Here is a 22,055-nt window from a genome sequence, read left to right as displayed (position 1 = left end):
ATTTAATTATCTAATCTTGAGGGCTGTTGAGGGGAATTTAAATTTAGGCAAACTAAAAATAAAATTAATTATAATGCTCAAGAAAAATATTAGTTAAATGACGATTTTTTCGGTTTAAAAAGACTTGTTTTTATACAAAAAAGAGGTTGCAATATAAATATTTATAGCTAGCAGATTTATTTGTAGTTTTTAGCGCCAATAAACGTTTGAATATTGGTGCCTTTAAACCATGTTTTTTGTGAGAAATGCCACAAGTTAAAACCTGCATTTTTAAATAGTTTTGGATAGTTATGTGAAAATGAAGGCTCATCTCCATAAAGTTGCGTATTTGGTTGTGTATCAAAATTATGATCGGCACCGTTTGGTTCTATAGCAATAAAAATTGTGTTACCTAATTGATTAATTTCTTTTAGAAAATCTTGTAGTTGTTGTTCAAGAAAATATTCTAATACGCCTCTTGAGGATACAAAAATGGTATTAGCTTGTCCGTGTTTTTTTACCCAATCAAAAGCGTCATATGCTATGAACTCAAGCTTATTATTATTTTTAAATTTTATATTATTAAGTTTGGTTTGTTGTTGACTTAGATCGATACCAATTAAATGATTTATTTGAGGGAATTCTAGGCTCAGATAGTTTAATACATCACCATTTCCTGTTCCAATTTCTACTATGGTATCAAATTTTTGAGTGTGATTTGATAATTCGTTTTTGAGTAGATCAAAAATAAAGGTGCAGTTAGGTAGGAAGTCTGTATGGAATGTATCTTCTGTTTCTATAAAAAGTTCTGTTGCGTTATTATTTATCCAAAACTCTTTATTAGCTTGAGCTATAGTGCTATGATCGTCTATTTTTTCTAACTTTTGTAGTAAAGTATAGCGCATTAACAATTCAATAATATTTAGATTTTTTTTATTCTTATGAATTAAAGTTATTCTATTTTTTGAAAGTTGATTAGCTTTTTTGGGTAGAAGAAACACAAGGATGTTTCCCAATATTTTGGCAAAGGGTCTAATAATTGATTTGATAGTAGAACGCATTAGCAATAATTTTGTTGCTCAAATTTTTACTTTGATGTGAATTTAGACTACTAAAGTACAATAAACGAGTCTAATATGGTTTAATAAAATATGTATTTGAAATTTGTTGTTTAGATGTAGATATCAATGTTAAGTGGTTCTTATAGTTTTCAATTTATTACTTGGATTCATAAAATACATAAAGATCAACATTACTAAAAAGTAAATTACAGAATAAGCCGTAAATGTGGCAACGCCTCCTCTAGAAGGTGAAAGTAATAATATGTTTAAACTAATATTTATCATGTGTTGCAATAACAATACACAAACACCACTTTTTGAGCCTACATAGACTACGGTACACATACCTGCTACACCTAACATAAATATTAATAGAGATATTACAGGAATGCCAGGTAAAATACCTTCACCAAGAAGCGCTATAGGAATAAACCATAACGTCCAAGACACACCAACAATTTGACTCGCGTAAAAGGGCGTTGTAACCTTTAGTAATTGACGTATGCAATAGCTAACCCAAACCACTTCACCTAGAAAAGCCCAAATTAACCACATGAGTATTGCACGTAGGTTTAAATTGTATTCTACCTTTATATAAGTGTAGAACTCATCACCAAAATACAATCCCTTTAGCATTAATGTTAAGATGCCTATTAAAAATGCAAATACTAAACTAAATATATACCATTTTGGTTTCACTCTCCAATTGAGCATAGGTTTAAATATATCTTTTATACCTTCATTTCCTCTAGTAAATTTAACTAAGCAAATTAAGAATAATAATAACACACAAAAACGACCATGTCTATAAACAAATGAGTTGATTACATTAAGATATCTAGCGTAAACGAATAATAAATTAAATGCAGGACCAAGAACTAAGAACACCCAAATTTCATATTTTTTAATGAATTCTTTCATAGTTTTTCAAATAAAAAAATCAATATAATTATTATTTAAATGACTTCTCAACATATCACAAATTTTATTTACATAAAGTGCGTTATGATTTTTATAGTGTTTTTAAGCTAATCGGTTTTACGATATTCTTTTAATAACTCCTCCCAAATATAGGTGTGCTTATAATTATTTACGATGATTTGTCTTGATTTTGAGCGCATTATTTCGAGTTTGTTTGGGTTAAGAATTAAATATTCCATTGCATCAATAATTGCCGTTATATTTTTTACGGGAATAATTAAACCATTTTCTCCTTCACTAATAATTTCATTGCAGCCATTTATATTAGTGACAATACTTGGCACTTGCATAGCACCTGCCTGCAATACGACATTAGGAAACCCTTCTCTATAACTAGGAAATACTAAAACATTAGCAATTGCAAAATATGGTCTAACGTCGGGTTGATAGCCTACCTGTATAATGTGCTCATTTTTATTTAAGATATGTTCTGTTTTTGGAAATAATGGATCTAATTCACTTTCGCGACACCCAACAAGTAATAATTTGGCATCATGGTTTTTAGAGAATTGGTCAAAAGCAGTTATTAACTCATTAAGTCCTTTATCTGTAACTAAGCGACCTACAAAGACATAAACAAATTGATTATCAATATGTAATTCTTGTTTGAGTGATTCTAAGTCTGTTTCTTTTAATAGACTACGATCAAAATGATCTACATTGATACCATTACTACTGCCTCTACCAATAACAGTAAGTTTTTTTTGTGTAGTAAATTTTTCTTTTAAAATAATATCTTTTAAACCGTACGAATTTGGGAATATTTTAGTGGCACATTTATAAGTTAACATTTCGGTATAGTTGAGTAATATTCTCTTTGGTCCTGTAGCTACTAATAATGGCATTCCTGCAACTGTGTGGAAACGATGTTTTACACCTGCAAGTTTAGCTGCAAGCATGCCAATGACTCCTGCTTTTGGAGTATGCGTGTGTACGATGTGAGGTTTTTCCTTTTTAAGAATTTTATAAAGATGAAAGACTGCTTTGAGGTCTTGAATAGGAGAGATGGTTCTTGTCATTTCAAGAACTTCAGTTTTTATACCTTCATTAACTTGGACTTCTTTTAGAATCTCACCATTGCTAGATACACCAACAACTTCGTAAAATTGGTTAATAAAGCCTAATTGACCTTTGAGTAAATCTCTTAAGGATTCAGATATTGTTGTGACTCTAACTATTTTTTTCATTTCTAAAACCTTAAATTAATCATGAGTACGAGTCTTATTAAATTTCTCTGTGAGACTAGTCATGGTTTCACTTTGAAAACCATGAGATTTATTTAACATTTGATAGGTTTTGAAAATGGTTTCTAAGTTTTTAAAATTTTCATCTATGTTAGTTCCGAAATTATGAGGATGCCACCAAAGATGATACACTTCGTTATGTTTGGCAGCATAGGTCATGGCCTTTTTAATTCTTCTTAGTTTTAGACCTTCAAACAGTTTTAGTTTAGTATTGTATGGTCTTAAAAATCGACTGGAAGGGATATTGAAAATAATACTATTTTTATTAATAGCTTTAAGATTGTATGTGTTGGTACCTGTTATATTAAAATAGGCATCTAAAGGCTTCATCGCTTTAAAAATAAATAAATTACGATATTTTTTAGAGCTGTGAATATTATAAATGAAAGATTTTTCTTTTCCTCTAAAACTAGTAATACCATACTTTTTACACACTTTTAAATAAGGTTTATCAATGTCATCATTTGGATTTATTTGATTTTTTGGAAAAACGATACTTGAAATTTTAATATCAAGTGGTTGTGCAATATTGATGGCAGCATTTATATCTTCATTAAACTGTTCTATTGTTTGCCCTAGAGCATGACAGTAAAAATGTGAAAATGTGTGGGTTCCAATTTCATGGTTACCATTGTGTTTAATTTTTAGAATTTTAGAATATGCATAATGAAAAGGGTCTTCATACTCGTTGTTGCCATTGGAGTCTATTAAGTCGTAGGGGTTTAATTTATTTAAAGTATAAGTAGGCTTTTGTGTGGGAAGATAATTGACTAAATCGGTTTTGTTTTTAGCAAATAAAAAACCAACTGTAGAAAATGTAAGTTTAATACCATATGTATCACTTAACTCCAGTAATCTATCAATTACTTCATTGACATTTTCTAGATTTTTTCGATATTCATTAACGCTTTTATTATCAAAAACTCCCCAATGAATTTCATAATCTAATGAAATAACTAAATGACCTCTCATTTCTAAATTTTCTTTACTCAAAAGTAAATAAAATAATAGTAGTTTGTATTTGTGTTTTCTTTAAAATTTCCGAAGAAAAAAAAATTGGACAGTAGTAGACCAGATTTATGTATCTGTTAAAGATTTTCACTTTATGCGTTGCTAATGTAAACTAGTTTGGACTTCTGTATTGGGGAAAGTAATCTTGTTGTACGGTTTTATTTGAGCTTGTTAAATCATCATAAAGTTGTTGGTTAACCACATGTTTCCAAACATAAAAATCTCGTAATTGTTTAGAAAATGACATTTTAAATCGTAGTAAAGAATCATTTTTACTAGAATAACCTCCACCTAAATTAAAATGATGATACCCTTCTTGAGTTGCAATAATTCTCATTTCATCAATTAACAATTTTAAAGGCGTGACTTCTAAGTAGGCTTCTTTACAACCAGATAAGTGATATTGAACGATATCATTTGTTTTAAGAAAGAGTGCTCCGGCAATAATTTCGTTAGTATCTTTTAGTGTGATTATTAAAAAGTCAATATTTAAGCTGCTGGATTCTAGGAATTTCAAAAAATATTCTGGTTTGAAATAGTAAAAGTCTCTTGCTTGAACTCTGTCCATATTCTCATAATAAATATTAATGAACTCAAGCATATCTTTTTTGGAAGTCGATTTTTTTACATTACATAATCTTCTTGCTTTATTGATTTGAGATTTAATACGACGTTGATAATTTTGCCTTTGAATATCAAGAGGTTTTTCTAAATCTATGTGTACAATTTGACCTATGTTTTCAATGTGACCAATACCATTTAACATTTGTGATTGAAAAGCAATGAAAGGATTTAGCCTACTAAATACAGAGACTACATTTTGAGTTTTTAAAGACGCATTTAACGCGTTTAAAAACTTTAAATTATTGAAATTTTCGTTAATATTTTTAGATATAGGACCAGCATAACCATACACCGAAGTTATATCGTAATATTTAGTATTTGGAATTGGCCGTACAATAAATGGAAGTCCTATTAGTGTATCGTTTTCGATATAAGTTATCAAAATACACTTTTCGTCTTCTTTTAATGATAATTCGTGATAATCGTAAGTATGATAAAAATCATAATGATTTACTTTATCAAGAAAAGAATCCCATTCATTTTTACTTTTTATTATTTCAATCATGTTTTGGTCCCTAAACGCAAAATCATAAAATCAAAAGTTCTTTGGTTGATTTATTGATTATTTATTAATAGCTGATGTTCTAAAAATTTAATTATTTTTTTTGGATAAATACTTGATAGGTAGTTAATTGTTAATGTTGTTTTTAAGAAAATAATTAAAAAACCAAATATAAGAAATTCATTGTCTAAACAATATAACTCTTAATCATTAACATATTTTTTTTTTTTTTAATAGTTAAGAAATATTAATTATTCTATCGCATTTAGAGAATACTCTACCAGAGACATAATTATTAAAATGATTTACATTAGTATTGCCTTTTAGCCATTCTATATAAATTGCAGCAATATTAATTCCTGCTTCATGAGAAAAGGGATAACCACCACCAAATCTTGGGTTACATTCTATTATGTAGATTTTATTTTTGCTTAATATGACATCACAATCTAAACTTCCAAGATGTTTAAGTTGGTTAGATAATTGGCTTCCTAGTTTTTGAAATTGTTCATCAATTACAGAGACAGCTTTATCTGTTTCACCACCACGCATGCTTAGTTTTTCTCTAACAAACGTGCCAAAATAAGCGTTCTCAAAATTATTTACAATGTCCATACCATATTCTATACCATCTATTTTTTCTTGTATTAAAATAGCGTCATTGCTGTTTTTAGAACTTACAGTAGTTAATTCCGATTTTTTTAATTTTAATTCTAAAAGCTTAAATGCTAACTCTAATTCTTCCATAGATTCTGGAAAGCTTAAACCTATAGAAGCACTTCCCCAACGAGGTTTCAATACTAGTGGAAACTGAATTTGATTATTTTTTAAAGCAATTTTTACAGCTTCTAATTTTGTATAGGTTTGTGGTGTTTCTAAACCAATATTTTTAATAAAATTGAAGGTTTTTAATTTATCAAATGTTATGTCAATAACGTCTTCATTAGAGACTAAAACTTTTACTCCAAAGGTCTCCAGTTCGTTTTTATGTTTTGATAAAATTGGTAGTTCTAAATCATTAAGTGAAATAATGGCTTTAATGCTATGAATTTTAATTATAGTTTTAAGTGCTTCAATATAATTTTCATCATAAATACTAGGTACTAAAAGTGGTACATCTGCATCAATCATAGCAGGAGCAGACAGATCCATGTCTGCTGCAAAAATTTTACCATCGGTTCCAATGGCTTTTTTAAAATAATTGATAAGATAATTACGCCTTCCTGCGCATGTAAATAGAATATTCAAATTCAATTAATTATTTGTTTTTGTTCCTGTAAAATCAGACATTATATCATTATCTACACTATAAATTCCATCTTTTTTAAACACTTTATATAATGTTAAAAATAAGATTTTTATATCTAATAAAAATGATAAATTATTTACATACCATACATCATATTCAAATTTAGTTTCCCAACTAATAGCATTTCTTCCATTTACTTGTGCCCAACCTGTTATACCTGGTTTAATATGATGACGTTGTTTTTGTTCTTCATTGTAAACTTGTAAATATTTAACAAGTAATGGCCTTGGGCCAATTAGACTCATATCGCCTTTAATGACGTTTAAAAGTTGAGGAATTTCATCTAAAGAATATTTCCGAATAAAAACACCAGTTTTTGTAATTCGTTGCTGTGCTGGGAGTAATTCACCATTTTGATTTGTTTTATCATTCATGGTTTTGAATTTAATAATTTTGAAAATGCGTTCATTTTTTCCAGGACGTTCTTGATAGAAAAAGGCTTTTCCATCATTTTTTATGCATAAAATTACCCAAGTTACAGCAAAAATGGGTAGTAATAATATAAAGCCTATGCTAGCCGAAAGGAAATCAAAAAGCGGTTTAATTATGGTTTTATACATAGTCTTTAACTTAAACTGTAATAATAATTTAAAAGTTTGTCCCAAACAAATTTTTGTTCGTAACGTTCTAAAATTCTTGATCTTGTATGTTTTTTCATGTCTATTCTTTTATCTGGAAAATCGATCATGAATTGCATTGCTTTTTCTAAATCGGTTACGTTTTTTGAAGGAATTATAAGGCCGTTAACATGATCTTCAATTACTTCATTACAACCATTAATATTAGATACTATACATGGTAATTCCATACAGCTGCATTGTAACACCACATTAGGAAAACCTTCTCTATAGCTAGGAAAAGTTAGCACATGAGAAATTGCAACATAGGGTCTAATATCTTTTTGTAAGCCAACAGCTAAAATGTGTTTATTTTCTAAAATTGAAGTTTCAGTTTCTGGTAATAAAGGGTCTAAAATAGTTTCTTTATAACCTACTAAAATGAGCTTAATATTGGTTTGTTTTTTAGTTAAGTGATTAAAAGCTTGTACTAATTCATTAATACCTTTATCCTTTACAAGTCTTCCAATAAAAATGAAAACGAGATCATTATCACTAATTTCTAGCTCTTGTTTTAGTTTTTCTTTTTTTTCTTCGGAAATTAAACTAGCATCATAATGTGTTGTATCAATACCATTAGAACTTCCATTACCAATAACGAGCAATTTCTCAGGTTTGGTGTACTTATTATCTATGATGATTTTTTCTAAACCATATGAGTTAGGTAATATTTTTGTTGCACAGCTGTATGTAAATTTTTCAACGTTATCTAATAGCATTCTTTTTTTACCTGTAGCTTCTAGCAAAGGCAGTCCTGCAATAGTATGCAAACGATGAGGGACTTTTGCTAATTTTGCAGCTAACATGCCCAAGGTTCCTGCTTTTGGTGTGTGCGTGTGCACAATAAACGGACGTTCTTTTTTAAAAAACTTATATAGTTTGTACGTTGCTTTTAAATCTTTAAGAGGTGTGATGGTTCTCGTCATTTCCACAACGTGTGTTTTAATACCTTCGTTTTGTCGCACATCTTGAAGCGCATCACCATCACCAGACACACCTATAACTTCAAAATAATTGCTCATAAAACGATGTTGCCCTTTTAAGAGTGATCTTAAAGAGGAAGGTACTGTGGTAATACGAATTAATTTTTTCAATTGCTTTTGTTTCTAATTTAAAAAAGGTTAAGAATTTAAATAGGTATTGATATACCATTTTTGAAAGCAAAAGAAAGACCAAACCTTAAACGTATTATCTGCCTTACCATGAATATGATGTTCTACTAGTTTTTGAATTTCAGTAATTTTAAAAATACCTTGAGATTTTAATAATGGTAACTCAATGTAACTCAATAATTCTGTCTTAAGTCCATCACGAAGCCAATCTCCAACAGGAACACCAAATCCTTGTTTAGATTTCTCTAAAAATCCTTTTGGAAAAACATCAGTGAAGGCTTCTTTAAGAATGTGCTTTTTACTCCATTTTTTTAAGAGATAATCTTCGGGTAAACTCATGGTGAAATTAAAAAGTTCTCGATTTAGAAATGGTGAACGGCATTCTAACGAGTTAAGCATACTGGTACGATCTACTTTAACTAACATATCACCTTCTAGACTTAAATGACGGTCAACAGTTCTAAAATCGTTTAATGATTTAGGATTGCTAATATTTGATTTGGTTTTATAATAATCAAAAATATTTGACTGTTGATAATCTGATACCAATAAACTTTTAATATCATTGTCATTAAGCCCTAAAGAAATGATATCCCAATAATAGTTATTAGTATAGTCTATAGCATTAATGAGTTTGTTGAGTCTGTATTTTATACCACGACTATCTTCTTTTTGTTGTAATAACTTTCCAGAAAATTTGTTTACGGCATTGTGAACACGTTTTGGTACGACGTTAGTATATTTTGCGTTAAGTTTTCCTATATAATATTTGTTATAACCTCCAAATACTTCATCACCACCATCACCAGTTAAAGCAACTTTAACGTGTTGTTTTGTTTTTGCTGAAACGAGATAGGTTGGGAGCGAGGACGAATCTGCAAAAGGCTCATCAAAATTCATTAAAATGTCATGCGTATGTTTTTTTAAATCATTTTCACTAATAACAAATTCATGATGATTACTGTTTACCATTTTTGCAACAACCTGTGATTTATCGGTTTCATCAAATGATTTTTTTTCAAAACCAATAGAAAACGTATCAATTTTAGCGTCTGTCATATCTGCTAAACAATAGGTAACTATCGAAGAATCTACACCTCCAGAAAGAAAAGTACCCAAAGGCACATCAGAAATTGAACGACTTTCAACACTTTCAAACATTCTTTTATTTACTTCTTTTTTGGCATCGTTAAAAGATAATGTTGATTTTTCAATAGCTTGATCTGCATGAATTTTTTCAATATCTATTGTATTGGTTTTGAGATCATAGCTTATAAAATGATTAGGCTCTAATTTGTAAATGCCTTCATAAATAGTATTTGGAGCAGGTATATACGTTAATCTAAAAAATAAATTAAGACCTGTTTTGCTAATTTGAGGTTTCACTGGTAAACTATTTATTATTGATTTAAGCTCAGAAGCCCAATAAAATTTTTCGTTAGTAGTTGTGTAATACAACGGTTTTTCTCCAAAATAATCTCTAGCAATGAATACTTTACCTACATTAAAATCATAAATGCTCAAGCCAAACATGCCATCAAGGTCTTTAAAAGCCTCTATGCCTTTTAATTCATAAAGTTTTAAAATAACTTCTGTATCACTAGTTGTTTTAAACTGTATGCCATTGGCTTCTAGTTGATGTTTAAGGGTTTTAAAATTATATATTTCACCATTAAAAACAATGGCTATATTTTTATCTTCGGAAAACATAGGTTGTTGTCCAGAACTTAAATCAATAATTGATAAGCGACGCATTGCCATACCAACACTATAATTTGGTGTTGCGTTGATAAATACACCATCATCATCTGGTCCACGGTGAATAATGAGATCGTTCATAACTGTAAGTTGTTGCCTTACGGTTTGTTCATCTTGTTTGGATTTAAATATGACGCCATTAATTCCGCACATAATTAGTTGATTTGGTGGTTTAATAAATATTTTACTTGATCATATATTTTAGGTAAACTAAAGTTTTGGGCTTTTTGAAATCCTAATTCACTATATGTTTTTCGTTGATCATCATTGTTACGCAAAAATAGAATAGCTTTTGATAATGCCATGTCATCTTCGGTATTTATTAAAATACCATACTTTGCCAAATAAAATTCTCCCTTAGCAATATTAATAGGTTCATTATCGTTAAGAATTTCTAAAGGTCCAGACATGCAATTGGTTGAAATAACGGGTAATCCAACTGCCATTGCTTCTAAAAGTACATTAGGAAAACCTTCGGTATTAGATGAGAGTACAAAACAATTATTTTCTAAAAGATAGTCTTTAACATTTTTGACACTTCCTGGTAGGACGATCTGATTTTCTAGACGGTTATCTTTAGCAAAATCGGTTAAATCATTTGTGAGAGGTCCTGCTCCCGGAATGGTTAAAGTATAGGTTGTATCTAAATGTTGTAATGCTTTTAAAAGTAAAATTTGATTTTTAGCAGGTGTGTGACTTCCTACGCTCACAACCTTAAAGTTATCGGTTGTTTTGTAGTTGTCTTGATATGGTTTATGATGTTCTATTTCTATTGGGTTGTAAATTAACTTCATAGGAATTTTTATTCCGAAGTTATCCTTTAAGTCTTGATTGATATGTAAAGAGTTAGAAAATAATACATCTGCTTTGTTATAAAACTTTGGATAAAACGTTTTTGCAACTTTCATAGCAAAATTATTATTAGCATACATCTTTGAAGGGAAACAACGTTCACTTATAATAGTTTTTGGTTTTGGTTTAAGTCTAGATGTAACAAGACCATTTATTATATTAGGTAGAGCTAGAAATGACATAACGATATCAAATTTCTCTTTTTTAGCGATGGCTCGGTATTTATATACAAATGTAGCCATACCTTTTAATTTTAGTAGAGGCGAGGTAATCTCTACCATTTCAGGCTTACCTAAATATATGATTTTTAAGTTTTTAGGTAGTTCAAAGAAAATGTTGTTGGATAATAAAATAAGAGTTACATCAAAATCTTTTACCAAATGTTTGAGTAATAAACTTATTACACGTTCTGCTCCACCAGATGATAGGCTTATGGCTAATACGCAAAGTTTTTTTTTGTTCATTACGATTGAGCTACTTTTTTTATTAAGACTTCAAATTGATTTACAATGTGTTCTTTTTTGAACTTAGCAAATACACTGTTGCTAACCGCTATTGCGTTTAGAGGTTGTTGATTAAGTTGTTTTATATAATTTAAAAACTCATTTTCATCGTTTGCTAAATACCCATTTACACCTTGTTCTACAATTTCATTTGTGCCTCCTACAGCATTAAAAGCAATTACAGGTGTACCAATAGCGCAGCTTTCTAGAAGAGCATTTGGGAAGCCTTCTGCAAATGAACCTTGTAAAAAGATATCACTAGTTTCTAGATATTTTGGTATTTCGTTAGTGTAATCTATAAATTCAACGTGTGGTTTTAAATCTAATTTTTCAACGTGCTTTTTTATGTTAGCTTCCCATTCACCAGTGCCAATAATTAGATACTTAAAAGGTGTATTGAGTTTTGATAATACATTTAATAACCTCAAATGTCCCTTTTCTTCATGTAAACGACCAACGGTTATATATGTTTTTATCGCATTATTTTTTTTGTTTTGAGATGGTTTGAAATCATCAGAGATTGGATTATTAATTGTTGTGATTTTTGACTTCGGAATTTTATATTCTGAAATCAACTCTTCGGCCATATCTTTTGACTGGCAAATAATTGCATTTGTTCTTTTATCTGCTACTTGTTTGAGAACATTTCCGAAGTAAGAATTGTTAGTTGTATTATACAGCGCAGTCACTTTTTTAATATTAGCTTCTCTATTTATTAATTTAATTTTAGGAAAACATAATAATATGAGCGCCAATGCTGTGTTTAGATGTGACATACAACTCACAACAACATCTGGTTTAGCTTTAGCCATGTATTTAAATAGCATTGGTATACCTTTGCCAACACGAGGTTTATTTAGATATATTACATGTAATCCATCAACATTATAAGCCTTATCTTTTTCGTAACCAATAACCACTAATGTGGTGTTAAAATCGTTATTATTAATATTTTTGGCAATTAATGACATTACGCGCTCGGCACCACCTGCAACAAGCGATGGTAGCACAAAAACTATATCTATTTTAGATGTTGTCATACACTTATTTGATAGAATATCCTTTACCGTTGTTATTAAGCCATTGTTTAAGCACAAGAAGGTTCCAAATGAGAGGATATCTATTCCAGCTACCATCCATATGCTGTTTAATCATAAATTGAACTTTTTCAACATCAATACATGGTATAGATTTTAAAGATTGGTCATCGAGTTCACTTAGTACATAGTCTTTTAAGTCTTCTTTAAACCATCGTGAAAATGGCATTGTAAACCCGGCCTTTGGACGATCAAAAATATGTTTTGGTACAGATTCATAAAGTACATCTTTTAAAATACGTTTCATTACACCTTTATGAAATTTAAACTCAGTAGGAAGTGAATTTGCGAAATCCACAACACGATGATCGAGCAGAGGAGCACGAGCTTCTAATGAAAATGCCATAGTAGCTCTATCAACTTTAGTATTGATATCAAAATTAAGGTATGTTTTAGTGTCAAAATCAGAGATGCGTTCATAAAAGTTTTTATTATCATGAACTAGATATTTTAATTCATCAATATCTCTGGTATCGTATTTAGTTTTAACATATGATCTATCTACACCTGTCATGGCGCTCAAATAAACTTCATTTTGGTCTTTATAAAGTAATGCCTTTGAAATAACTTTTAATTTGTAATTAGGAGCGAGTGCTAAAATACTAGCACCTACTTTTCTAACTGATAAGGGTAGTTTATAAACAACACTTCCTTTTTTAGCCCAATCATATCTATGATAACCAATAAAACTTTCGTCACCTCCATCACCAGATAAAGCAACGGTAACTTGTTTTTTGGTGTGTTTAGCGAGTAACATTGAAGGTATTGCAGATGAGTCGGAAAACGGCTCATCATAATAATGGCAAAAATCTTGAATAAGATCTATGCCTTCATCATAATTACATTCTATCACGTTATGATCTGTTTGAAGATGATTTGCTACTTGTTGTGCATATTTACTTTCATCAAAACCTTTTTCATTGAATTTTACTGAAAACGTTTTGATTTTTGTATTAGATGTTTGCGATGCTATTGACGCAACTAACGAAGAGTCAACACCTCCAGACAGAAAAACTCCAACCGGTACATCTGCAAACAGACGAGCGGAAACTGTGTCTTTTAAAATATGGTTTAATTCTTTTTTTGCGTCTTCATAAGTACCTTGATAAGGTCTTTCATTTTTATAATCGATGTCCCAGTATGGTTCGGTTTCAAATTGACCTGTGTTTAAATCAAATGTGAATTTGTGACCAGCTTTTAATTTTTTTACTTCATTAAAAATAGATTGAGGATCAGGAATATTACCCCAAGCTAAGTAATACGCAATGGCTTTTTCAGAAATGGTAAGATCATCCATATACATTTGGATTGATGAAATCTGACTTGCAAATTCAAAAGATTTACCGTTATGGTAGTAGTAAAATGGTTTTTTTCCTAAGCGATCTCTAGCTCCAAAAAAGTGTTGTTTTTTTTCATCATAAATTACAAATGCAAACATCCCATCAAAGTGATCTACACAGTTTTGACCGTATTCTAAATAGGCTGCACATAATACTTCAGTATCACTTGTGGTAGTAAATTTATAACCCTTTTTTGTTAATGTTTCTTTAATAATTTTAAAGTTATACACTTCTCCATTAAACACAATATGGATATGTTCGTAATAGGTAAATGGTTGGTCTGATCTTGGATCCAAATCAATAATTGATAAGCGATTATGACCAAATGTAATTTGATGATTATCAGATTTGTAAAATTGCCATCCCATTTTGTCTGGACCTCTAAAAGCTGTACGCTTTAATTTGTCTTTGACTTGTTGTTCACTGTAATTGAGAGTGGTTCCGTATATTCCGCACATAAAAGCTTCAATTTGGGTTTAATTCTTTTAACAAAAATAGATATTTAATCAACTTATACTTAAAAACATCTATCAAATGTATTTTTAAGCTATAAAGTGATTGTAGTATGTTTTATTATTTTCTGCGGAAACTTTAGTCAATAACTATATTTATAGCGTTTTAAAAATGTTTGGTATTCATTAAAACGGTGCATTCTTGATATTGACAATACGTAAATTAAGTGTCAGTAGTATCAACTTCTATTGAATTGTTAATCTCGTAAAAGCGTTCTTTTTCTAATACTATTTGGTATTGAATCCACATGGTAACTAATAGCACATAATAATGAGTAAAGAAATTATGATCTGTTAACAAAAACATAGTTACTGCTATTGTTTGCATAATTAAATACGGAGTTCTATTAAAAAAGTAAATACTCCAAAAGACCAAGTAACCCATGTAAGCTATTAGGATAAGGAATGGAAATATTCCGGCTTCTCCAATAATCATTAAATAACTATTATGCACACCCAAATGGCCAGTTCCTCCAGAAAAGGTGCCATAACCATTGCCAAAAAAAGGTGATTCTAAAATTTCATCAAAATGTTGTGCCCAAGTATCTACTCTAGAATCTTCATTTATCTCATTTACAGATACATTTTCATTTTTAATAATATTTGTGAGTTGTTTAAAACGAGGATTATTTAATCCTACAACTTCATCGATAAAAATAAGCGAGCTAAATATTAAAACGCCTATACCTAATATTCGAATATTTTTAATGCTAATTTTTAAGGATATAATATTTAGAATGAGCCAAATTACAATAAACGTTCTTGAGAATGTTAATAGTCCCATTAAAGTGAACACAAATTGACCTAGTAGTTTAAAACTTGTATTTTTAAGACTATACACAAGTGCATATCCATAAATACACACGAATCCTGCTTCATTGGGATTTAAATAAAAACCAGAATATCTACCTAATTTTGAGGGGAAGTAGAGGGCTTCTATGGCAACGCTTATAGTACCTAAGAGTAGTATAAAAAACAGTTCTTCTTTATTCACTCGCTTCACTAATTCATAGCCACCTAATACAAAAATGAAATATTTTGTTGTTTCAAGCATGAATACCTTAGGAGTGCCATAATATTGGAAACTAGCTATTATGAAATAAAAAAACGATAATACAATAATCCACCAATTTGGTTTTGATTTTTCTTCAAAGAAATAGTAAACTGCTATTAAAGTAATAGTAAGATAGCTTAGTAAGCTGCCAACACCATCTCCCATTGCAGAAAGACCTATAGAAGGCAAATTCCATAAAATTAACAGTAAAATTATTATTCTAAGAATTTTCATTTCAGAAATATATTGCTTTATACACGATTAAAAGTAGAATTTATTAAATCTTCCCACTGTTTCACAACTTTTTTACTTTGATAATTATCAGTGCTAAGTTTTGATTGCGATGAGAATTTATCTCTTAACTCTTTATTACACATTAGTTGTTGCAATCTTTGGCTTAAAATCACCTCTTGATTCACAGGTACGAGAAAACCATTTTCACCATCATTTATTAAATCTGATGGTCCAAAATCACAATCTGTTGAGATACAAGGTAAGCCAAAGTGCATGGCTTCTAGAAGTGCATTGGGAAATCCTTCAGTTTTAGAAGTAAATACAAAAATAGATGCCTTGTTGTAATATTCATCTATATTCTTGACTTTAGAAATAATTTTAATCTTATCACCAAGATTCAGGCTATTAATAAGGTTAGTCAATTCTTGTTTTTTGTGCCCTTCACCAATAATTAATAAGTTCCAGTTTTCGACATTAATGCTGCTAAAAGCCTTTATCAAATCCTCTTGACATTTATTTTTATCTAATCGTCCGACGGTTAGTATTAGATTTTCTTTATAAACAGAACTATCTCTTAGTTGCGTTAATTCCGAAGAAATAGGATTTGGTAGTATATGAATTTTATGTGCGTCTATTTTATTATCGTATATTTTTTTAACACCTTTAGTTTGTAATACCACTTTATTTGCAATAGGGTAAATAAATTTTCTAAGTAACACCCAAAACTTAGGAACATCTTCAATTATAGGGTTGTTACGTTCACTTATAATACAAGGAATACGATAAAATTTAGCCGCAATAGTTGCTAAAATATTAGCTGAAGTAATGAAACCTATAACGATATTAACTTGTTCAGATTTTAATATTTGATATATTCTTTTTGTTAAATTATAATTTAATTTAAAAGATTGAATAAAAGAACTTGGCTGTATAATAGAATTAAGGCATGGTATAACTTTAATACGTTTATCTAATGTATAAAAAGGTGTTGATTTTTCAAATGTAATAATAACAATTTCAAATTTTTCTATGAGGTCATTACTAAGATTAGATATAACACGTTCTGCACCTCCAGAGGCGAGAGAAGCTATAACGAAGGCTATCTTTTTTTTAGGACTTTTCATAGTGTAGACTGTTAAAAATAGAGGTTTTAATTAATTTTTATAAATCTTATTTTTAATCAATATGAATATTCTATGATTAAAATCTCTAAAGCCTTGTGAGCTAATGTACATTAATAGTCCATATACGATAAGAATAGTAAAACTTAGTTTTATCGAATTGAAACACCAAGATAAAAAGTTTAGGTTATCATGATCTAAATAATTAGAGTAAATCACGTTAACGATATAGGCTGACACAAGGAAAACAAGTGTTAGGGGTATAAAGCCTGTCCAATACTTCCATGTACTTGTCTTAAAACCTTTGGTAAATAATAAATAAGGCTTCCATAACATGACAACTACGATTAAACTGGTGAACGTTCCTAATAAGATACCCGAAATACCCCAAAGTTTTCCAAAAATAAAAGAAATGATTAAATTAATTATAATTTCTAGTCCAGGTGCCCAAGTGTCTGAAAACAAACCGTAAGCATTTTGGAAGTGCTGCACAGGAGATCTAATCAAGCTTATGAAAAAATTTCCTATCATTAATAGAACTATAAATTCTTCAAGAACATATTCATCTCCAATCCATAATATAACAAACGGACTAATTAGGTAGTATACAGCGAGACTAAAAAAACCAGCTATAAAAAATTGTAAAGCCATCATTTCCCAAAAAACCTTTTCAATATTTTTTTTGTTATTTTCTGCAATTAAGTTTCCTACTCCAGCACCAGTACCTGCAAAAATTATTTGCATCAAGCTAATCAAATTCATGAAAATGAGTTGATAATTACCAAAAAAAGCAACACTTTGAACATTTACAAGAGCATATACTAAAATATTATCTGTGCCATCTTTAACAAAAGAACCCATTTTATGAACAAATAATTGTTTAGTTTTTGTAATTATTTCAGGGTATTTTTTAATTAAATTGGAAGTTTCTTTTGAGACTATAATGAGCCAAGGGTAGTGCTGCTTTATTTTTTTTCTGAGTATAAAACTCAGTATAACAGAAAATAGCAACTCCATAATAACCCAAGCATAATAGCTTTGTAAATAGTAAGCTATGAGCCCTTGAAAAACTAATCTAAGAATATTTAACGACTGAAAATAAACTTGAACAACATAACCTTTTTGATCAGCCTCTAACAGCGTCATGTGATAATTAAAAAAATAGCTTAATAAAGTTGAAATTAAAAAGGAGTAAAATACAAAATAGATTAACCCAAATGAGAATTGAGTATCTCCAAAAAAATATGGAAAAAATAAGGATATGATGATACCAACACTAAAAATAAAAATTCCAATTCGTTTATATAACAGGCCTAAAAGGGCTATTATTTTATTTATTTCTGAATGATTATTATCAAAAATAGGTTTATAAAGAGCATATCCAATTGCAGTTCCAATTCCTAATTCAGCTAAGTTTAGAAAACCTAATACACTTCTTAAGGTTGATGTTAGACCAATAAATTCATCACCTAGAAAATCTAGAAATATTTTTCTTGTAAAAAATTGAGCGAAAATTGAAAAAATAAAAAAGAACGCTCCAATTTTTGCATTTTTTAAAGACTTAGAAACTCTAGACATTTTTGCTTTTTAAATAAAAATTAAAGACTACGAAAATTGATTCGTTTTTAATATTTTATGCTTAAATTTATTTATACTTATAATAACTTCAAAAGATTTAATAGATAATTTTTTAGCTTGTTTTAACTCTTTATTATGAGACTTGCTTTTAAAATAATTAGTATCAATTAGTTTTTTTAACCTCTTACGATGTTCGTATTTTTTATCTAATTCTGGATAATAGTTTAGCATTTTATAATGATACATTAATTCCTTTAATACAAAGCTTAAAACTATATTAGATAATTTGTCATCTGTATCTTGTTTTAATGAATCTACGCAACTAGATGTGTTTGGCGTCCATTTACTCTTGATAAATAGGGTTGAAGTAATAGCATCATCAAATCTTTTTAAATTATATGGGCTTTTTGTAGTGCCATTAGGATTTGATCTATAATTATAAAAAGGACAACTATAATAGCCAATGTTATTAGATTTAGGAATATTTTCAACAACAAAGTACGCATCTTCAGAAGTTTTATTTAATAAAAACCTAGAATTACCAATTATAGACTTTTTAAATAATTTTGTACATACTGAGAATTGTGTGCTTTTTAAAATTCGCTCTACTGCCTGGCTAGTATTCTCTAATTTTAATATACCAGGTTTTTTAAAATTAGTGTTTTCACCATTTCGAGATACATTAATATCACATTCTATGATGTCTAATTGATGATTTAAACCAATTTGCATCATGGTTTTATACATGTCTAATTCTATCCAATCATCACTGTCAACGAATCCAATATAGTCACCAGTAGCTAATGTTAAGCCAATATTTCTAGCTGAACTTTGTCCTTTATTTTCTTGATGTCTAACTATTATTCTAGAATCATTATGTGCATATTGATCACAAATTTCACCACTTTTATCTATAGAACCATCATTTATAAGTATAATTTCCAAATTTGTATACGACTGGTTAGTAATACTATCAATACAAACTTTGAGGTAGTTTTCTACATTATACACTGGTACTATTACACTAATCTTTGGTTCCATAATAAATATTAAGCTATAAATGTTTTCAAGTTAAATCTTGAAATCATAAGTAGATATAATTGAAGGTTTTGTTTGGATGTAAAACAACTTTTTAATTAGGTATTCGAACTGCGAAAATAAATTATTTTTTAACTTCTTTTATAATAAAACAAACTGTTTAGATTAAATGGTTTTAAAATGGTATGAAATACACTTGTTATGTGATGTTTTATAATGAAATCTAATTTCTTAATTTTTGATTTATAATTCTATAACGCTTGTAGTCAATCAATTATGCGAACAATTTTATTCCTATTTTTAGAATTATTTTAAATATTCTAATATGGAAGAGATCGATCAAAGAGAACGGTTTAAGTTTGGGAATAATTGGAAAAATTTTTTAATACACTTAAATGATGATCGCATAGCAAGATTCTAAGAGAGGGCTAATCAACATGCTTGGAGTTAATGATTTATCTGGAAAACGGTTTTTAGATGTCGGGAGTGGTAGCGGACTTTCTTCATTAGTAGCAAGGAAAATGGGTGCCGAAGTATTTTCTTTTGATTACGATGAACAGTCCGTGGAATGTACCAAATATTTAAAACAAAAGTATTTTAAAGATGATATGCTTTGGAGTATTGAGCAAGGTTCGGCTCTTAATGAAGACTATATGAAAACTCTTAGAGAATTTGATATAGTGTATTCATGGTGTGTTCTTCATCATACAGGTGATATGATCAAAGCACTTGCTAATGTTGATAGTAATGTTAAAAAAGATGGAACCTTATGTATTGCTATATATAATAATCAAGGGAACAGATCTAAAATTTGAAGGGAAATTAAATCTACTTACGTGAGGTCTTCTAACTTTTTTAAATCAATTATGGTTACGTTATGTTATGTTAAAATTTGGAGGAAAATATTTACTTATGATCTATTCTTTAGAAGGAAACCATTCTATACGTAGAGACTAACAAAAAATAATAGAGGGATGTCTCCACATTATGATTTGATTGATTGGGTGGGAGGTTATCCTTTTGAAGTTGCAACAATAGAATTGATTTTTAATTTTTATAGAGATAGAAACTACAAATTAGAATTACTTAAAACTAATGCTGGAGGATATGAATGTAATGAGTACGTTTTTTCGAAGTGTTAAAAAATGTGTATTTATTATTTTTTTAGGCCTTAATAATTGTTTAATGAGTTTAAAAAGTTTGCCTTAATAAAATACCCGATCTATAAGATGTAAAGGTAGGTCTCTGTTTAAATTCTAATTTAACGCTGATTTAGTATGTAGGACTATTTAAAAAAATATCTTAAAGGCCATAATATTATAAATAAGAATTTGATAACTAATGAGTCTATGGAAGCTATGTAGTTTTTTAGATCTAAATTTAAATACTTACTTTTTGAGATTAGAAAATACAAGTTTTTTAAAAAGAACTTTGGTGCTGCTAAAGCATGTTTTTTATAAAACCAATTAAATATTACAATATTGTAAATTACAGCTCCTAAAGCTGTTTTTTCATGACTGCTAGACGATATTGAATTTTCAATATCCGTGTGATAAATGCGAACTATAGAATTAATATATTTTGTCTTATATCCATTTTTAGCAAAAAGAGTCCAAATAATACCTTCCATCATAAATCCATTTTCAATAAAACAATCGTTAAATGTTATACTTTGTAGATGCTTTGTACTTGTAAAACCCCATTTTTCTCCAGTAATATTTTTAATAGCTGTGGTTTCAAAAGTGTCACTAATTAACGGATTCGGATTAAATTGATTTCCAATCGCATTTCTATTTTGATCCACACAAAGACCTGTAACTGCAATAATATACTCTCTTTCCTTTTCTGATAAAGCATAGTATTCATTATTAAAGGTTTCTAAAGCAGTCGGAAAACATTCATCGTCGGCATCAAATGTTAGAAACAAATGACCGTTGGCTAAATTTACGGCTTGAAAAAAGCAAGCCATTTTATGCTTGTTTTTTTTATTATTAATGTAAGCGATGTTTAATGGAGAGGAATTTATAATATCTAGTATAACTTCATGTGACCCATCTGTAGAACCATCATTTATGATAACCCATTCAAAATCGTCAAATGATTGCTTTAACAATGACTCATGTACTCTGTTAATCGTCTTTTCTGCATTATAAACGGGAGTAAAAACCGTAAAAGTAAACTTGTAATTATTATCTACTATCGATTCTAATTGTGGTATATAATGTCTTAAATTCATTTATAGGTAATATCTATAAGAGTAATGTTAGTGTATAAAAGTAAGTACTAATGTTGGTTTTTTATCTATATCCATAGCGTTTTATATAATTTGATATTAAAACATGCTCTTACAAACTTAGATATCTCATGCTAAGATTTTCTTATCCATAATGCTACAGTTATAGTTGAAAATCATATTGATTAAGAAAAATCATGCATTTTGTAAGAATAATTGTTCTTTTAAATACACTTTAACGAATAATTAATACTTTAAACGTGTTTATGTAAAATATTTCTATAAATTGCTCACT

The 22,055-nt window shown here is 29.1% G+C and carries 19 protein-coding genes; 2 read left to right on the top strand and 17 right to left on the bottom strand.

Features of this window, described 5'->3' with window-relative positions; translation table 11 throughout:
* Positions 1-176 precede the first annotated feature (176 nt).
* The 16 genes from TD29_RS15385 to TD29_RS15310 form a co-directional block, all read right to left on the bottom strand.
* Positions 177-1,040: a class I SAM-dependent methyltransferase gene (locus TD29_RS15385; protein WP_040281910.1), complete on the bottom strand. Its 864-nt coding sequence runs from the start codon at positions 1,038-1,040 to the stop codon at positions 177-179.
* Positions 1,041-1,169: 129 nt separating this feature from the next.
* Positions 1,170-1,961, bottom strand: coding sequence for a hypothetical protein (locus TD29_RS15380; protein WP_040281908.1), 792 nt, complete (start codon positions 1,959-1,961; stop codon positions 1,170-1,172).
* A gap of 107 nt (positions 1,962-2,068) precedes the next feature.
* Positions 2,069-3,208, bottom strand: a complete 1,140-nt coding sequence (locus TD29_RS15375) for a glycosyltransferase family 4 protein (RefSeq protein WP_040281906.1) — start codon at positions 3,206-3,208, stop codon at positions 2,069-2,071.
* A 15-nt stretch (positions 3,209-3,223) separates the two neighbouring features.
* Positions 3,224-4,258: a polysaccharide deacetylase family protein gene (locus TD29_RS15370; RefSeq protein WP_241485291.1), complete on the bottom strand. Its 1,035-nt coding sequence runs from the start codon at positions 4,256-4,258 to the stop codon at positions 3,224-3,226.
* Positions 4,259-4,388: 130 nt separating this feature from the next.
* Complete coding sequence (locus TD29_RS15365; RefSeq protein ID WP_040281902.1) at positions 4,389-5,405, bottom strand: peptidoglycan bridge formation glycyltransferase FemA/FemB family protein; 1,017 nt, start codon at positions 5,403-5,405, stop codon at positions 4,389-4,391.
* Between the two features lie 234 nt (positions 5,406-5,639).
* Positions 5,640-6,656: an ATP-grasp domain-containing protein gene (locus TD29_RS15360; RefSeq protein WP_152611539.1), complete on the bottom strand. Its 1,017-nt coding sequence runs from the start codon at positions 6,654-6,656 to the stop codon at positions 5,640-5,642.
* The gene (locus TD29_RS15355) at positions 6,657-7,271 is read right to left on the bottom strand and encodes a sugar transferase (RefSeq protein ID WP_040282222.1); all 615 of its coding nucleotides are present in this window, start codon (positions 7,269-7,271) and stop codon (positions 6,657-6,659) included.
* A gap of 5 nt (positions 7,272-7,276) precedes the next feature.
* Positions 7,277-8,422 (bottom strand): glycosyltransferase family 4 protein, encoded by a 1,146-nt coding sequence (locus tag TD29_RS15350; protein ID WP_040281899.1) that lies wholly within the window; start codon positions 8,420-8,422, stop codon positions 7,277-7,279.
* A 27-nt stretch (positions 8,423-8,449) separates the two neighbouring features.
* The gene (gene asnB / locus TD29_RS15345; RefSeq protein WP_040281893.1) at positions 8,450-10,351 is read right to left on the bottom strand and encodes an asparagine synthase (glutamine-hydrolyzing); all 1,902 of its coding nucleotides are present in this window, start codon (positions 10,349-10,351) and stop codon (positions 8,450-8,452) included.
* Positions 10,352-10,353: 2 nt separating this feature from the next.
* Positions 10,354-11,514, bottom strand: a complete 1,161-nt coding sequence (locus TD29_RS15340; protein ID WP_040281890.1) for a glycosyltransferase — start codon at positions 11,512-11,514, stop codon at positions 10,354-10,356.
* Entirely contained in the window at positions 11,514-12,593 is a 1,080-nt protein-coding gene (locus tag TD29_RS15335) for a glycosyltransferase (protein WP_040281888.1), read from the bottom strand. The genes TD29_RS15340 and TD29_RS15335 overlap by 1 nt, the downstream gene beginning before the upstream one ends.
* Positions 12,594-12,597: 4 nt before the next feature.
* Positions 12,598-14,448: an asparagine synthase (glutamine-hydrolyzing) gene (gene asnB, locus TD29_RS15330; protein WP_040281886.1), complete on the bottom strand. Its 1,851-nt coding sequence runs from the start codon at positions 14,446-14,448 to the stop codon at positions 12,598-12,600.
* Positions 14,449-14,665: 217 nt separating this feature from the next.
* Positions 14,666-15,790, bottom strand: coding sequence for an O-antigen ligase family protein (locus TD29_RS15325; protein WP_084203504.1), 1,125 nt, complete (start codon positions 15,788-15,790; stop codon positions 14,666-14,668).
* Positions 15,791-15,807: 17 nt separating this feature from the next.
* A complete protein-coding gene (locus TD29_RS15320) occupies positions 15,808-16,914 on the bottom strand; it encodes a glycosyltransferase family 4 protein (protein WP_040281882.1) in 1,107 nt (368 codons plus the stop codon).
* A 30-nt stretch (positions 16,915-16,944) separates the two neighbouring features.
* Positions 16,945-18,489 (bottom strand): lipopolysaccharide biosynthesis protein, encoded by a 1,545-nt coding sequence (locus TD29_RS15315; RefSeq protein ID WP_040281879.1) that lies wholly within the window; start codon positions 18,487-18,489, stop codon positions 16,945-16,947.
* A 27-nt stretch (positions 18,490-18,516) separates the two neighbouring features.
* Entirely contained in the window at positions 18,517-19,530 is a 1,014-nt protein-coding gene (locus TD29_RS15310) for a glycosyltransferase (protein WP_052467144.1), read from the bottom strand.
* A gap of 434 nt (positions 19,531-19,964) precedes the next feature.
* Between TD29_RS15310 and TD29_RS18745 the strand changes: the two genes are divergently transcribed.
* Positions 19,965-20,342, top strand: coding sequence for a class I SAM-dependent methyltransferase (locus tag TD29_RS18745; protein ID WP_052467143.1), 378 nt, complete (start codon positions 19,965-19,967; stop codon positions 20,340-20,342).
* A 159-nt stretch (positions 20,343-20,501) separates the two neighbouring features.
* Positions 20,502-20,669: a hypothetical protein gene (locus TD29_RS18740; RefSeq protein ID WP_206539802.1), complete on the top strand. Its 168-nt coding sequence runs from the start codon at positions 20,502-20,504 to the stop codon at positions 20,667-20,669.
* A gap of 143 nt (positions 20,670-20,812) precedes the next feature.
* Here TD29_RS18740 and TD29_RS15300 read toward each other — a convergent pair whose 3' ends face one another.
* Positions 20,813-21,763 (bottom strand): glycosyltransferase family 2 protein, encoded by a 951-nt coding sequence (locus TD29_RS15300; RefSeq protein ID WP_040281877.1) that lies wholly within the window; start codon positions 21,761-21,763, stop codon positions 20,813-20,815.
* Positions 21,764-22,055 lie beyond the last annotated feature (292 nt).

Source organism: Psychroserpens damuponensis, from assembly GCF_000826655.1.
GTDB lineage: Bacteria > Bacteroidota > Bacteroidia > Flavobacteriales > Flavobacteriaceae > Psychroserpens > Psychroserpens damuponensis.
The sequence above is the reverse complement of the archived record's forward strand: the minus strand, read 5'-3'. Positions and strand labels throughout refer to the sequence as shown.

What these genes read in the sequence shown, in the direction of transcription:
- TD29_RS15385 (WP_040281910.1), bottom strand. Translation starts at nt 1,040, where the DNA reads ATGCGTTCTACTATCAAATCAATTATTAGACCCTTTGCCAAAATATTG.
- TD29_RS15380 (WP_040281908.1), bottom strand. Translation starts at nt 1,961, where the DNA reads ATGAAAGAATTCATTAAAAAATATGAAATTTGGGTGTTCTTAGTTCTT.
- TD29_RS15375 (WP_040281906.1), bottom strand. Translation starts at nt 3,208, where the DNA reads ATGAAAAAAATAGTTAGAGTCACAACAATATCTGAATCCTTAAGAGAT.
- TD29_RS15365 (WP_040281902.1), bottom strand. Translation starts at nt 5,405, where the DNA reads ATGATTGAAATAATAAAAAGTAAAAATGAATGGGATTCTTTTCTTGAT.
- TD29_RS15355 (WP_040282222.1), bottom strand. Translation starts at nt 7,271, where the DNA reads ATGTATAAAACCATAATTAAACCGCTTTTTGATTTCCTTTCGGCTAGC.
- asnB (WP_040281893.1), bottom strand. Translation starts at nt 10,351, where the DNA reads ATGTGCGGAATTAATGGCGTCATATTTAAATCCAAACAAGATGAACAA.
- TD29_RS15340 (WP_040281890.1), bottom strand. Translation starts at nt 11,514, where the DNA reads ATGAACAAAAAAAAACTTTGCGTATTAGCCATAAGCCTATCATCTGGT.
- TD29_RS15335 (WP_040281888.1), bottom strand. Translation starts at nt 12,593, where the DNA reads ATGACAACATCTAAAATAGATATAGTTTTTGTGCTACCATCGCTTGTT.
- asnB (WP_040281886.1), bottom strand. Translation starts at nt 14,448, where the DNA reads ATGTGCGGAATATACGGAACCACTCTCAATTACAGTGAACAACAAGTC.
- TD29_RS15325 (WP_084203504.1), bottom strand. Translation starts at nt 15,790, where the DNA reads ATGAAAATTCTTAGAATAATAATTTTACTGTTAATTTTATGGAATTTG.
- TD29_RS15320 (WP_040281882.1), bottom strand. Translation starts at nt 16,914, where the DNA reads ATGAAAAGTCCTAAAAAAAAGATAGCCTTCGTTATAGCTTCTCTCGCC.
- TD29_RS15315 (WP_040281879.1), bottom strand. Translation starts at nt 18,489, where the DNA reads ATGTCTAGAGTTTCTAAGTCTTTAAAAAATGCAAAAATTGGAGCGTTC.
- TD29_RS15310 (WP_052467144.1), bottom strand. Translation starts at nt 19,530, where the DNA reads ATGGAACCAAAGATTAGTGTAATAGTACCAGTGTATAATGTAGAAAAC.
- TD29_RS18745 (WP_052467143.1), top strand. Translation starts at nt 19,965, where the DNA reads ATGCTTGGAGTTAATGATTTATCTGGAAAACGGTTTTTAGATGTCGGG.
- TD29_RS18740 (WP_206539802.1), top strand. Translation starts at nt 20,502, where the DNA reads ATGTCTCCACATTATGATTTGATTGATTGGGTGGGAGGTTATCCTTTT.
- TD29_RS15300 (WP_040281877.1), bottom strand. Translation starts at nt 21,763, where the DNA reads ATGAATTTAAGACATTATATACCACAATTAGAATCGATAGTAGATAAT.